At 32.6% G+C, this 14012-nt stretch carries 14 protein-coding genes; 1 reads left to right on the top strand and 13 read right to left on the bottom strand.

The annotated features are described in order from the left end of the window. The first annotated feature begins 548 nt into the window (after positions 1-548). Complete coding sequence (locus KQI85_RS16985; protein WP_216576204.1) at positions 549-704, top strand: helix-turn-helix domain-containing protein; 156 nt, start codon at positions 549-551, stop codon at positions 702-704. A 475-nt stretch (positions 705-1179) separates the two neighbouring features. Here the strand turns inward: KQI85_RS16985 and KQI85_RS11335 are convergent, their stop codons facing one another. The 13 genes from KQI85_RS11335 to thiH all read right to left on the bottom strand — a co-directional run bounded on the left by KQI85_RS11335 (position 1180) and on the right by thiH (position 13967). Further along, a complete protein-coding gene (locus tag KQI85_RS11335) occupies positions 1180-2832 on the bottom strand; it encodes a DUF6311 domain-containing protein (protein ID WP_216576205.1) in 1653 nt (550 codons plus the stop codon). A 27-nt stretch (positions 2833-2859) separates the two neighbouring features. After that, positions 2860-3852: a glycosyltransferase family 2 protein gene (locus tag KQI85_RS11340; RefSeq protein WP_216576206.1), complete on the bottom strand. Its 993-nt coding sequence runs from the start codon at positions 3850-3852 to the stop codon at positions 2860-2862. Between the two features lie 3 nt (positions 3853-3855). Next, entirely contained in the window at positions 3856-4119 is a 264-nt protein-coding gene (locus tag KQI85_RS11345) for an HPr family phosphocarrier protein (RefSeq protein ID WP_216576207.1), read from the bottom strand. Between the two features lie 12 nt (positions 4120-4131). Next, the gene (gene glmM / locus KQI85_RS11350) at positions 4132-5478 is read right to left on the bottom strand and encodes a phosphoglucosamine mutase (protein ID WP_216576208.1); all 1347 of its coding nucleotides are present in this window, start codon (positions 5476-5478) and stop codon (positions 4132-4134) included. Between the two features lie 23 nt (positions 5479-5501). Continuing rightward, complete coding sequence (locus KQI85_RS11355; protein ID WP_216576209.1) at positions 5502-6794, bottom strand: YbbR-like domain-containing protein; 1293 nt, start codon at positions 6792-6794, stop codon at positions 5502-5504. Then, positions 6772-7662 carry a diadenylate cyclase CdaA gene (gene cdaA / locus KQI85_RS11360; protein ID WP_216576210.1) on the bottom strand — a complete coding sequence of 297 codons (891 nt, stop codon included), beginning with the start codon at positions 7660-7662 and terminating at the stop codon, positions 6772-6774. The genes KQI85_RS11355 and cdaA overlap by 23 nt, the downstream gene beginning before the upstream one ends. 166 nt (positions 7663-7828) lie before the next feature. Then, complete coding sequence (locus tag KQI85_RS11365; protein WP_216576211.1) at positions 7829-8833, bottom strand: hypothetical protein; 1005 nt, start codon at positions 8831-8833, stop codon at positions 7829-7831. Next, positions 8811-9257, bottom strand: coding sequence for a hypothetical protein (locus KQI85_RS11370; RefSeq protein ID WP_216576212.1), 447 nt, complete (start codon positions 9255-9257; stop codon positions 8811-8813). The genes KQI85_RS11365 and KQI85_RS11370 overlap by 23 nt, the downstream gene beginning before the upstream one ends. Positions 9258-9459: 202 nt before the next feature. Beyond that, positions 9460-9693: a hypothetical protein gene (locus KQI85_RS11375; protein WP_371820618.1), complete on the bottom strand. Its 234-nt coding sequence runs from the start codon at positions 9691-9693 to the stop codon at positions 9460-9462. Beyond that, positions 9653-10303, bottom strand: coding sequence for an IS607 family transposase (locus tag KQI85_RS11380; protein ID WP_216576213.1), 651 nt, complete (start codon positions 10301-10303; stop codon positions 9653-9655). The genes KQI85_RS11375 and KQI85_RS11380 overlap by 41 nt, the downstream gene beginning before the upstream one ends. A gap of 423 nt (positions 10304-10726) precedes the next feature. Next, complete coding sequence (locus tag KQI85_RS11385; RefSeq protein WP_216576214.1) at positions 10727-11716, bottom strand: Ig-like domain-containing protein; 990 nt, start codon at positions 11714-11716, stop codon at positions 10727-10729. Between the two features lie 378 nt (positions 11717-12094). After that, complete coding sequence (locus KQI85_RS11390; protein WP_216576215.1) at positions 12095-12694, bottom strand: thiamine phosphate synthase; 600 nt, start codon at positions 12692-12694, stop codon at positions 12095-12097. Next, positions 12687-13967: a 2-iminoacetate synthase ThiH gene (gene thiH / locus KQI85_RS11395; RefSeq protein ID WP_216576216.1), complete on the bottom strand. Its 1281-nt coding sequence runs from the start codon at positions 13965-13967 to the stop codon at positions 12687-12689. The genes KQI85_RS11390 and thiH overlap by 8 nt, the downstream gene beginning before the upstream one ends. Between the last annotated feature and the right edge of the window lie 45 nt (positions 13968-14012).

Genomic DNA, 14012 nt, shown 5'->3' on the forward strand with positions numbered 1-14012 from the left:
TCTCAAATAAAGTTTGAATCTGATTCAAAATCAACTCTTGGCTAATTTATCCTCGCTTTTACTGTTTTAAGTTCAGCACAACTTTTTCAAAAATGTTCTCGTTCCAACTTCGTTGGAACCGGAATTTTCAAGGTTGTTTTATTGTTAAATTTTCAAAGTTCTGTGTTTGTTACTGTTCATCAGCAACTTTTATATCTTATCACATTCGTGATTGTCTGTCAAGAACTTTTTTGAAAAACTTTTTTATTTTTAACCAATGTGAAAATCAATTCCCCAGTTAATTTTATATATTAAGTTCTTCGTTTTGCCTTATTTTCTAAGGCTTTGCCTCAACAGCAAGATAGATGATATCATACCATACAAGTTATGTCAACCTCTTTTTTAACTTTTTTTATTTTATAGCTCATTTGTAAAACTAACTTCCACCCCTATATGGCTTGTCGTGAAAGTTACTACTTCTGAAAATCAGCTGTGGAAGTTACTTATTCTTAATGTTATCTTATTCCTGTTCATGCATCTCTAAACTCCGCCAGGAACAAGAGAGATATATGAATAAAAACAAGAATAAACATTTAATTTTAGATGAAAGATACGTAATTGAACATTTCCTTAACGAAAACATGAGTTTTAAAGCCATTGGTAAACGGATTTTTAGGAGCTGTACTACTGTATCCAAAGTTAACAGCGAACTACCCATCACCTAAAGATAGCGTTGATACGCTCTAACAATACAAAAACTACTTGCGCTTGCAGACCCCCATCACCTAAAGGTAGTGGGAAGGTAGACTCTAACTTATAAAAAAGCCGGAGTCCTACGCATTTTTGATAGAAAACCATACTTTTCCGGAACAAAAAAACTCCTTATAAGTTCTAATAATATCATCTGGATTAAGAAAACCATACTTTTCTGGAACAAAAAACTTCCACCTCATGGAATTTAGTTCTACAGGTGGAAGTAAGCCTCACAAAGTGGAGGTAACTTTTATAATTGACTATTTTAGTTCTACAGGTGGAAGTAAGTCTCACAAAGTGGGGGTAACTTTTACAGTTGACTATTTTAGTTCTATAAGGTAGAAGTAAATCTCACAAAGTGAAGTAACTCTTACAATTAACCATTTTTTAATATCAATTTAGTTCTACAAGGTGGAAATATCAGTTTTTATCATTCAAATAAATTTCTTATTTTGATACGCCTACTATTATTCCATTTACCTGATAAAGATTCAGACAACTGTAATTCCATGGGTTGGCTGTTGCATCTGCAAATATGTATAATGTTGATGGTCTTGCTACTCCACTTTCAAGCTCATACATGTATGATTGTACAATCTGTGTTGTCTTATCATACATAGAACGTGATAATGGGAACATATTAATTGATTTTTTATTGGTTACTGCATATATTGCTAAATCATATCCAGTTTTAGTATATGCATAATCTGCATTACCTATTATAACTACATTATTGCATCCAAGTGTATCTAATGCACCTGTGTCTATTGTCGATGTGTAATTATATCTGCTATAATCACCACATATATTTTTTATATCAAATGTCTGTAATATTATAGCTCCAACAAGAACTACTACTATTGCATAGGGTTTGTTTTGTTTTATAAGATTAGCTATTCCAAATAGTGTTATCATATATACGATTATTATGATAAACCTTCCACTATGTTTAAACATTCCTATTAATTGCTGAAATTGTGACTGATAGCTTATCTCGGCTATCTGTGTGACGCCAAATGTTAACGAACTGCCTATAGCAAATACAAGTGTCACTATAATTATCGTTATCATTCCGAATATTCTACCTGCGGACACTTTATCTTTTAATTTATCTTTTTTAAAATCAAGAAGATATATGCTTCCTGAACCTATGAGCATAAATATAATTCCAAGTCCTAAGTATGCAAAACCATCATGTTGGCCTGAACTTGCAAGTGATAATCCCTTTAAGAAGAATGTTCCTGTCTGTTTTTGCATAATATTAGTTGCCGCTGTTCCGAACCCATTAGTATTCCACAATGCATTAAGATTAGTATTGTTCATTGTTCCATCTATATGTGTATCTGAAAATTGATTGTGAAATCCGCCTAAAACTGCAAAACCTAGTATAAATGTTATTGCATAGAATACCATTAATACTAATGAACCTCCAATTTTCTTATCGGTTATCGCTTCTTCTACTGCATATCCTAAAAGAACTATTCCCATAATAACGAAGAAATAATATGATACAAATACTGCTAAAATTCCTAATGCTATTCCGACATATATCTTTGTCTGAAGTTCTTTAAAATCTTCTCTATATACCCATAAGTATATTGGAACAAGTACCACAAAATGTCCTGCAAATGACATATCTGTAAACATATCTTCAAGAAGTACAGGGCATACTATCATTAGCACTGCTCCTAATGCACAATACAAATAATTCTTAGTATATTTTCTAAAAATTATTGCACTAAGTCCGCCCTGTATAATAAAACATATTAAACCATATAATCCAAAATATTGAAAATGTACCGGAAGTATGCTTCTAAACAGTTTAAATATTATTGCGAGAAGTGGCACTGAGCCTGTATAAAGTATTGATACACTTTCTCCGGTAATCAGATTATCTGTAAGCCATAATGGAAAATGCCATGGTGAATTACGGTAACTTACCCATCCAAGATAGCTTCTTGTAAGATCTCCTCCGGATAACAGCCATTCAACATTTGTTATGCCTATAACTCCATATCCATATATTTTGTAAAACAATACTAATCCGACTAATGCACCGAATAAAAATGCAAATGCTTTATCTTTCTTCTCTACTTTCATCTGGTCTTCTTTCTTCCCTTCATCTCTCTATTTTGTCCAGTATTTTTTGTCCATCGTCATTCTCATTATAAGCCATTTTGGAAGTTTGTTGTAGTTCTTTCCAAGTCTATAGCCGATGAATTTGAATCCACATGTTATTATGAATTTTGGTATCAAATAACCTTTTTTAGTGGATATAAGGTATTTTGTTGTAGATTTTACAAGCTTCATTCCTTCACTTTCACTTTTTATATCTGCAAATACCTGTGGATTATCTTTTTGTGATACTCCTAAATCAAAATTACGTCTCAATTGCTGCATACATGTGTAATTATGCGAATGTATTACTTTAGAGTCGGCACTATAACATATACCATAACCATTATTAATCGCTTTTGCTGCATATATCATATCTTCATTAAAAATAGTCTTTTTAATAAAACCACCAAGCTTATTGTATGTCTCCCTATTGTATGCTGCACATACATCCGAACAAAAATATGCTTTTATTCCCATTTTATCTATGTCTTTCCTGGTCTTTACATAACTTTCATCTGGATAGTTAAATCTTCTTGTATAACGTTCTATATATGAACAATCATCACGAGGTAACTGTTTTGCATATGCTACAGCTATATTCTCATCTGACAGTCTATCTACAAGACTTGATATCAGCATATTATCTGCCGGTACTGCATCCTGTGTCATAAGCACAACAATATCTGCATCTGACATTTGCATTCCTAGATCTCTGGTAGCTCCATGATCAAATTCTTCTAATCCTATATGATGTATACATAGTTTTGGAATACATGAAAAATCTTCCTCTTTCATGTATTCCTTGCATGTATTTATCAGTATTATCTTATTAACTGGATATGTCTGTGTCTGAAGCTTTTTGATATTATTTATCAATCTATCATCCGGCTTATATGTTGGTATTATAACATCAACTGTGTATTCTTTTAGTGAGTTTCTTTTTTTATCAAGCTCACTGTTTGATGGTTTGATATCAGTTGTCTTATTATCTATGTCTTCCATATTCTATTCTCCCAAACCACTCTCTATAAGTGATACAAGTGCTTTTAATGCTTCTTCCTCATCTTCTCCTTCACAACAAAGTTCTATCTCATCTCCACATTTTACACATGCACCTAATACACTTAATACACTTTTTGCGTTGGTTTTATTTCCATCTTTTGCAAATGTTATTTTTGATTTGTATTTGATTGCTTCGTTGCACAGCATTCCTGCCGGACGCATGTGAAAACCAAGCAAATTCTTTACTTTTACTTTTTCGTTTACCATTTTTTACTCCTGTTATTTTATTGTAGCTACAATGAGATCTGCAAGCTCTTTTGCATCCTTCTCTATCTCTTTTTGGTCTTTTCCTTCTATCATTACTCTTACAAGTGGTTCTGTTCCTGATGGACGTATAAGTACTCTTCCTTCACCTGCAAATTTTTCTTCAAGTTTTGCAATTGCTTCTACGATCTTTGGATAATCTGTATATTTATCCTTTTTATCATTAGGCACTTTTGCATTGATTAATGACTGTGGAAGAACTGTCATTACAGATGCTAGTTCTTCTAATGATTTACCTGTTTTTACAATTACTGATAATAGATGAAGTGCACTTATAAGGCCATCACCTGTTGTATTCTCATCAAGGAATATTATATGTCCTGATTGTTCTCCACCAAGGTTGTAGTTGTCTTTTTTCATAAGTTCAAGAACATATCTATCTCCAACTTTAGTTTTTTCAATATTAATTCCATTCTTTTCACCCATAATGAAGAATCCAAGATTACTCATTACTGTTGCCACTACTGTATCTGACTTTAATCTTCCTTCATTTTTCATATCAAGTGCGCATATAGCCATTATCTGATCTCCATCTACTACATTACCTTTTGCATCAACTGCTAAAAGTCTGTCAGCATCTCCATCAAATGCAAGACCTAACATAGCTTCTTCTGCCACAACTCTCTCTTGTAGTTCGTGAAGATGTGTTGAACCACATTCTTTATTAATGTTAGTTCCATCCGGATTATTATGAATTGCTACTACTTCTGCTCCAAGATCTTTGAATGTCTTAATCGATGTATAATGAGATGCTCCTTCTGCACAGTCAACTACCATCTTAACGCCTTTAAGATCTACAGGAACTACTTCTTTTGCAAATTCTATATATGCTTCCTTTGCTTCATATCTGTATTCTATTCTTCCTACTTCTTCTCCAACCGGAGCCGGATACTGTGACGGATTCTTCATTAACTCTTCTATCTCATCTTCCATTGCATCTGGAAGTTTGTAACCTTCTCCGCTGAAGAATTTAATTCCATTATATTCAACCGGATTGTGTGATGCTGATATAACTACACCTGCATCATAGTTGTATTTTCTCGTGAGATATGCTACTGCAGGAGTTGGAAGTACTCCAACATATACAGCATTAGCACCTACTGAACATATACCTGCCATAAGTGCACTTGAAAGCATCTCTCCTGATATTCTTGTATCGCATCCAACTAAAATAGTCGGTTTATGTTCCATCTCTTTTGTGAGAACACATGCTCCTGCCTTTCCGAGGTTCATTGCAAGTTCTACTGTTAATTCTTTATTCGCTATACCTCTTACTCCATCTGTTCCAAAAATTCTTGACATAATCTGTAACTCCTAACTTTTATTTATCTTGCTGCTGTCTCTGATTCATTCTGCTGTGATTGTGAAGCACTATCATCTGGTGGTGCTGTTTTTTCTGCAACATTAACGGCAACAAAATATTCATCACTTATTTTATATGAACCTGTTGTCTCAAATGTCACTTTTACAGAATGTGAACCTGGTACTAATCCGGATACATTAATAGCCGCTTTTATATTGGCAGCATCCAACTCTTCAAGTTCTTCAGCTATTCCTTTTACCTGTATAATCAAATCATTATTGTCACTATAACTATAATCCAATAAATCCGATTTACCATTAACTGTAATACTATCTTTGCTTATTGTTACTTCCTGTGTAAGCACAGGCTCAATATTAAGTGTAACATCAATTGTTGATAAGTCTGATACTACGCTTATTCCTGCCGGAAGATATGAACTTATTGTTATCTGCTTATTAGTAGTCTCTGTAAGCCCTTTTATACTTATAACATCACTAGGTATTGTTAAAGCTGTTATCTGTTTCAAATCATCGTCATATCCTGCGACTGTTATATTCTTTGGTGAATAATTCATTCCTGTATATCTATAGTCTGTTTCTGTCTCGCCTGATACTGTAAGCTTAACTGGTATTGTCTTCGTCTTTAAAATCTGTGCTGAGACTATAACGTCTGATATACTTATCTCAAGTTTTGATTTTTCTATATCAATCTCTTCACCATTACCATCATAGATTCTTATTGGTGCATTCTCATCAAGATCTGTTACCGCTGCACTTACATCAATCCTTGCTACAACTTTGCTTATAAGGTTAAGTTGTGAAACAGGACCTCTTATTCTTATCTTATTACGTGATGCTTTTGCACTTCCGACTGCAAAACCTTCTGCCGGGTTGCCTGCAACTTCTACTTCTATATCGAATGTCTTCTCATCTATATCTTCAAGGCTTAATTTTAACACTGTGGGCGTATTCTTAATACATGTTACGTTGTTCTTCGTACATGTAACTTCAATTGGCACTGTATCTGTTATCTCTCTTGCATCTATATCTGCACTCGCAACAAAATCTGATGCCTTCAGGCTATCTATAAGGTTACGAGGTCCTTTAACCTGGATAGCTACTGTGTCACCAGATATTATATCATACGCTGTCCCTGCATCGTCAAGTGTCTCTGTATTCTTAAGATTAACAGGAATATTATATATTGTTCTTGTTGTTGTCGGGTTATCTACATTAACTATTATCAGCCAAAGTACAATGGCTGATATTACTGCGGCAATTTTAAAAATAAGATTATTGAATATTTTCTTTTTCATTCTTCAGTCGCCCCCTTAATCTTCTAAATTTCCTAGTATCTCCACCTTTTTTCTGAAGTTCGGAAAGTCTCTTCTTAAGGTAATCTCCATCAACATTTCTTACTAATTTACCACCCGCTGCCACTGATACTTTACCTGTTTCTTCTGAGACAATGAGCGTAACTGAATCAGATACTTCACTTATTCCAACGCCTGCTCTGTGTCTTGTTCCAAGTTCTTTACTAAGTTCCATGCTCTCTGTAAGCGGAAGATAGCATGTTGCTGAGACAACTCTGTTGTTTCTTACTATTACAGCTCCATCATGTAATGGTGTATTATGTTCAAATATATTAATAAGAAGCTGACTTGTTACTATCGCATCTATTGGTATGCCTGTTCTCTCAAATTCGGCAAGTGGTGTATTCTGTTCTATTACTATAAGTGCTCCTGTCTTAGTCTTGCCAAGTTCAAAACATGCTCGCACTAGTTCGTTGATTGTCTTATCTGTAAAATTGGCATCTGTCTCTTTTCCATCATCAAATGATATTATATTAGTTAATATATTCTTTCTTCCAAGCTGCTCTAATGCTTTTCTGAGTTCAGGCTGGAATATGATTACTATCGCTATTATACCAACATTAATTGTCTTACTAGCTATCCATAATATCGTATTGAGCTTAAATATAAATGCCAGTATTACGAAAACGCCTATAACTACTATACCTTTTAACAGTGTCCAGGCTCTTGTATTCTTAATCCAGATAATCAACTGATAAATCAAAAAAGACAGGATGATTAGTTCTACAATATCTGTTGGATGAACTTCTGGCCAGTAAAATTCCAACACATCATTTTTAAAAAATTCTGTTATTTTTTCAAACTGTGTCATACTTAATCTCCTTTTCTTTATTTACCAGTTTCCTATTATAAACACATATCTTCAATTATTCTTTAAATATTCTTTTCAAAATATTAATTTTTTCTTAGTTTTTTATTTATGTCATATGCTTATCGTCACAGTTTTGGTTTTACTGTTATATAGTAAACTGTAAATATTATTTTTTATCTCTAATGTGTTTGCTTTGTTCTCTTTTATCTATATCTGTTTTCTTTCTGTCTGTTACTTCTGTCATATTTCTCTCATTAATCTTCTTAACTTTCTTGTTAGTCTGTGTAACATTAATCTTTGGTACTGCTTTGACATAATAGTAATAATCATCATCTTCAAACTGTACATTCTCAGTTCTTGAATAATCTACAGAAAATACAAAAAACTGGAAGAAAATTCCAAGTATAATTGATATAACTGTTCCAATTATAAGTTCAGCAAGTGCTATCTCTATTGAGAACATATAATCACCGATTATTATCATTATTATCTCTACAATTCCTCCTGTTATAACAGCAATTAACCATGCATGATCTATAGAAAGTTTTCTTATTATATATACAATCGCAACTGTTATGGCAAATCCTACAATAACTACTAACATGGATTTGTTATTAATTATACCATCTAGTATAAAAGTTACTCTTGATATGATATTATCTGCTGAATAACTGCTAAGTGCCGCTGAATTAGCTTTTACAAAATACAATACATAGTATACAACGACACCAAAAGATATCGGTACAATTGCTGTAAAATTACAAAGAAGTCCTACAATTATTGGAACAAGATATGGTATCTTTATAAAAAACATTATTGGAGTAATTACAAGCAAATATCCCATGTTTGGCGAGAATCTAAAATACAAAAGAAACATAACAAACATAAGTATGAGTGCTACAACTGCTGCTTCTACTGATACTGCCGACATATTAAGTATAATGAATATCATTGAAAATATTGATATACTATTAGCAGGAAGCACTGAACACATAAGTGATATAAGAAGTATTATAACCACATTATTAAGTTGTTTCATATATCCTACATTCTCTTTTATTATCGTAAGTGCCACAAATGCTATTATAAATTTGATAGCCGGCACTATGTATACATCATATTTTGCATAAAAGTGCTTTAATTTTTCTTTAAATTCCAGTATATTCGTCATTATTAACTGTTCCTCCCAATCTTCCTGTCATACTTAATTCTTCATCATCAATTTTTTCTATCTTCTTAAGTCTTGATGAATATACTTTGAGATATCTCTTGGCTCTGTCATACTTTAATGTATATATGGCAAATGATATCAACATATATATAGCAAGCACTATTACATACATAATAATTATTCTTTTTACAACTTCAAAATAATCTGCTTTGCTTATAAGTTTTACAAGTTCTTCAGCTCTCCATATAACAAAAATAAGTAGAGAAACCATATAGCCTATTGTAACTGCCACAGCTGTTTTTATCATACTATATGTAATATAATCTGTCTTAAAATACTTTTCTGCAATTGTAATATCTTTGTTTCTCTTTTTTTCGTAAATGGATGTCTTTGTCATGAGCTTTATCTTTTCTTCATTAAGCATATATTCGCTACCACTCAAAAGGTATTTCAATATACTAAGCATATCAAAAATTTGAAGATTTTCTATCTTCCACATAACCATACAAATATCTGTAGATTCTGTCCGAAAACTTTAAGCCATTCTTTATTGCTTTGCAACAATACCATTTTCATCTCTTTTAGCTTTCGCTTTCGTATATTCTTCTGAGTGGATTCTCCTTTCCTTAAATTCTCATATTTGCGAGAAAGACATCTTTGCTCTCTACGCAGTCGCCTGTTAATTTTCTTATTTTTGCTAATTTATTAATATTCTTATAGATTTTACCATCTGATATAATTGCAAAATCTTTTAATTCTAAATCTATTCCGATACCAGCATTGCCATTATTTATAATCTTGTTAATTCTGATTTTTTGTCTAGTTGTCGGATTTATCTTTGTTTTGAATCTCTTTTGCAATTTCCTCGTCTTTTTCTATTTGTTTTTTATACTTGCGAAGACCATACAAGCTACAAGAGAAATCGTCGGAAATTGACACAATGTCCTGTACAAGTTCTTCCTTTGGTGATAATTCCTCATTATTTACCACAATAATATTTGTGTTAAACTTCATACAGAATTGTTCAAACCAATCATAACCAAAGCGAACAAATCGATCTGTATGCGTGATTATAATAGTTTTTATCTTTTGTTCCATCACTTCATCTAATAGTTGATTCCACTTTTTACGATTGTAATCAAGTCCACTTCCATAATCCTCAATGCATTGGTCTACAATGATACCTCTGGCATTACAAAATTGTCGTAAAAATGTCACTTGGTTTTGTAAGTCGTCTTTTTGTTTTTTCGTAGACACTCTGGCATAAATGACATTCTTACGATTGTCACTTTCTGTCTCTATACCTTTGAATTGAAGATATTGGTCATAAGTGTAATAACGTCTATCAGTTGGAGTACGATTTGCTTTTAGAATCCCTTCTCTATCCCAACGTTGTAATGTTTTAACAGAGACTCCTAGCAATTCAGCAAAATCCTTGGGTTTGTAATTAGTATTATTTGATGTGTTCATAACGTTACCTCCATGAGTACATTTAAGCACATTTAGTCGTTAATATTAATATTTTTGTATATTGGCAATCAATTTTTAATATACAATATTCAATATAACATATCCTCTATTTTCTTTGAATAGCGAATTACTTACACCCATTATATCATAAGTTTTGTACAATTACGATATTTTTTTGATTGAAATGCTAATATATTATGTAAATCTTTTTAATGCTCTTTTTAATGCTTAGTAAAAGATTACCATATTACTTATATAAGCCCCTGCGTACCTATTGTATATTATCAATCTGACACTTATGATATTGTTATTTTTTTATCATAAGTATCATAAGTTCAAATATACATATTCACACAGGGGCTTAGTTATCTCGTTATAAGCTTATAGGCTGAATCATTCACGTATTATCATTCATATACCTTCTTAGTTATCAATTGCATATATATTAATAAATGTATGATCTCCACCGGTCATTATATTCACTTTATGATTATCCATTATCATTACTCTGTCATTAGTAGCTGCTTTATATATTGAAAAGCAGTTTTCATAACTTTCAGGCAAAACAGTTCTTAATACATTTTTAAATGCTTCATCTGTCATGTCAGAGTTAGATTTGATACCTATATATATTGCTTTTGAATCTACAATTACCTGACCATAATAATCTCCATCATTATATATTGCATATGATGAATCCTGACATTTTGTGAAACCATAATTCTCTATATTTTCTCTTACTCTTTGTAGTTCTTCCGGCGAAAGATCTGGTTCTGTCTCAGGTATCACAGCATCGACACCTATGGACGTATTGCCATTACCTGCTTCTTGGTCACCATTAGGCTCGTCTGATGCATCATCTTCCTGCAATATATCATTATCTTGTCCATTGTATACTACATTTGCTGATTGTGGCTTTAATGTTGCACTTCCGCTTATTCCTGCATATTCTTTTGGAAGTATCTTAACTGATGGTTCACTCGTAACCTCTGCTTCATCTGTCACACCTTCGATTGTTATTGATGTAGCAAGATTACCTGTTTTTGCTGTAAGTACAGCTTTACCGGCACTATTTACTGTAATCATTCCAAGTTGTGTTACTGTAAAAATATTACTGTCTGAACTTGAGAATTCTACTGATGCTGCAAGCTCTGTTTGTGGAACAACATACGCTTCAACCTGAATCGTAGCGCCTACCATGACTTTCTGATCACCCATATTAAGATAAAGTTCATTAACTGTATCCGCTCCTTCTTCATTCATCTTCACAAGCTGTTCATGCCTTTTCTTCGTATCTATCTTCTTAATAACTGCTTTTGTTGTAAAAACACCTGCCATTACAATTGCCAGTGCAATAACACCTGCTGTAATCTTTTTTATAATAATCTTATTATCTGACTTTTTCTTTTTCATTATCTGTTCCTCCATGATGATTATTATCAATTTCCCATACTTCATAGTTTTTATCGACATTAGCCTGCTTTTTTTAATGCTACATTTTGTTCTTTAACTAATTATTGACTTTACTATAAAAAACTGATACAACTAAAAAAGCATTCCAGATAGTTGAAAGACTATTTTTATAAGCTAGATTGAACTACCCTTTACCTTTAGATATGGGTAGTTCACAGTAACAATAATGACTGCATGTAAAAAACTAGATAGGAGACTGTATCATGAATTTTAGAGTACATCATATTCTATGCACACAACTTTACAAAGGACTTGGCTATTCTGGCAGTTTTTGTGAAAATATGACTAACAAAGTCCTCTTTTTAAGAAATGTCACGTTTATGAAAAGTATGTGAACAAATTACTTTTCAAAGTCTCATAATCATTCTTCATAAATCCACTCATAATGCATCCGCCATATGCACCACAACTAACCACTTCTTCAATATTATCCATTGATATTCCGCCAATCGCCCACACTGGTATATCTACTTTATGTGTTATCTCTCTTAAAAAATCAAGTCCTCTTGGACTTACTCCCCTCTTGCAATCAGTTGCATATATATGTCCTGCTGTTATATAAGTGCATCCATGCTTTTGTGCTTTAACTGCATCTTCTATACTATGACAGGATGCTCCAAGAATTTTAAAATATGCTCTCTCCTCTTCATTCATACTCTCAAGTACTGAAAGTGGCAGATGAATTTTATCTATATCTAGTCTTTTTGCAACTTTATAAAAATTATGTAATATTAATGTTTTTCCTGCTTTTTTGTATATTTCATTTACTTTCTTTGCAAGTTCATAATATTCATCTTCACTAAGATCTTTTTCTCTTAAAACTGTTGCTGATATCTCCGAATAAGCTATATCTGTCAATCTCTTAATATAGTCTTCATCACACAGTTTTCTATTGGTAAAACACATCACTCTATACATATAGATAATCATTCAGCACTGGCTGAAGTCCTTCCTTAGTCATATCATTATACATCTTGTCAAAACTTCTTCCATCATTAATCTCAAATTGCTCATCACCTGTATTATCCTGCAAATCATTATCTTTACTATCATTATTGCAATCCGCTTTATTATATTTACTCTCATGATCGCCGATTCCTGTTGATACACCTGCTGATACTTTGGTTGCCGCTATTTTTACAATACCATTTCTAAAAGTCTCGCTCTCTCTTGAAGAAACTGTAATTCCTACGTATGGAAGAAATATTCTATATGCACACAAGATCTGACAAAGCTGTGTCTCATGTACATCAAGAGGATTTATCTTATCATTGTTAATTATTGGACGAAGTCGTGGACATGACAGACTCATCTCAGCATGTGGATATTTTCTTTGAAGATAATATACATGAAGTGCTGTTGCAAGTGCATCTTTTCTAAAATCAGATAAGCCTAAAAGTGCTGAAAAACCTACACCTCGCATTCCTCCCATAAGTGCTCTCTCCTGAGCTTCAAATCGATATGGCCATACTCTTTTATGCCCCATAAGATGTAATGTCTCATATTTATCAGTATCATAAGTCTCTTGAAATACCGTAACATAATCTGCTCCACATTCTTTTAAGTATCTGTAATCATCTGAATTAACAGGATATATCTCAAGTCCTGTCATTTTAAAATATCTTGATGCAATCTTTACTGCTTCTCCAATATATTTTACACTGCTCTTTACAGGACTTTCTCCTGTAAGGATAAGAATCTCTTCCATTCCTGAATCAGCTATTACTTTCATCTCTTTTTCAATCTGTTCCATATTAAGCTGCATACGTTTTATATCATTATAGCAATTAAAACCACAATATACACAGTAATTCTCACAGTAATTTGCAATATATAATGGTGTAAAAATATATACTGTATTGCCAAAATGTCTCTCTGTCTCTACTTTGGCTCTTACTGCCATCTGCGAAAGATATGGCTCTGCTGCCGGACTTAATAATGCTTTAAAGTCTTCTATTGTACATCTCTCATGCGAAAGTGCCACGAGTACATCTTTCTCTGTATAGCCAGAAGGATCATAAGATTTCATCTGTGACATAACTTTCTCCATTACATCAGAATTAATTCTCTCCATTCCTTCCATATATTCCATATGATTTGTTCTTGATGAAGGATCATTCTCAAGTCTATGTTTCTTCTCAAGAGCCTTTTCGCTAAGTTTATCTGAATCTATCAAAAACTGATTTTCCATCTTAATTATCTCCATCTTAATTCTGTATTTACCTTAGAGTAATAT

It is taken from the genome of Falcatimonas sp. MSJ-15 (genome assembly GCF_018918265.1).
Taxonomy (GTDB): Bacteria; Bacillota; Clostridia; order Lachnospirales; family Lachnospiraceae; genus Falcatimonas.

Excerpts from the sequence above, each read along its gene's own strand:
- glmM (WP_216576208.1), bottom strand. The coding sequence starts at position 5,478 with ATGTCAAGAATTTTTGGAACAGATGGAGTAAGAGGTATAGCGAATAAA.
- KQI85_RS16985 (WP_216576204.1), top strand. The coding sequence starts at position 549 with ATGAATAAAAACAAGAATAAACATTTAATTTTAGATGAAAGATACGTA.
- KQI85_RS11365 (WP_216576211.1), bottom strand. The coding sequence starts at position 8,833 with ATGACGAATATACTGGAATTTAAAGAAAAATTAAAGCACTTTTATGCA.
- KQI85_RS11370 (WP_216576212.1), bottom strand. The coding sequence starts at position 9,257 with ATGCTTAATGAAGAAAAGATAAAGCTCATGACAAAGACATCCATTTAC.
- KQI85_RS11340 (WP_216576206.1), bottom strand. The coding sequence starts at position 3,852 with ATGGAAGACATAGATAATAAGACAACTGATATCAAACCATCAAACAGT.
- KQI85_RS11355 (WP_216576209.1), bottom strand. The coding sequence starts at position 6,794 with ATGAAAAAGAAAATATTCAATAATCTTATTTTTAAAATTGCCGCAGTA.
- cdaA (WP_216576210.1), bottom strand. The coding sequence starts at position 7,662 with ATGACACAGTTTGAAAAAATAACAGAATTTTTTAAAAATGATGTGTTG.
- KQI85_RS11345 (WP_216576207.1), bottom strand. The coding sequence starts at position 4,119 with ATGGTAAACGAAAAAGTAAAAGTAAAGAATTTGCTTGGTTTTCACATG.
- thiH (WP_216576216.1), bottom strand. The coding sequence starts at position 13,967 with ATGGAAAATCAGTTTTTGATAGATTCAGATAAACTTAGCGAAAAGGCT.
- KQI85_RS11385 (WP_216576214.1), bottom strand. The coding sequence starts at position 11,716 with ATGAAAAAGAAAAAGTCAGATAATAAGATTATTATAAAAAAGATTACA.
- KQI85_RS11380 (WP_216576213.1), bottom strand. The coding sequence starts at position 10,303 with ATGAACACATCAAATAATACTAATTACAAACCCAAGGATTTTGCTGAA.
- KQI85_RS11390 (WP_216576215.1), bottom strand. The coding sequence starts at position 12,694 with ATGTATAGAGTGATGTGTTTTACCAATAGAAAACTGTGTGATGAAGAC.
- KQI85_RS11335 (WP_216576205.1), bottom strand. The coding sequence starts at position 2,832 with ATGAAAGTAGAGAAGAAAGATAAAGCATTTGCATTTTTATTCGGTGCA.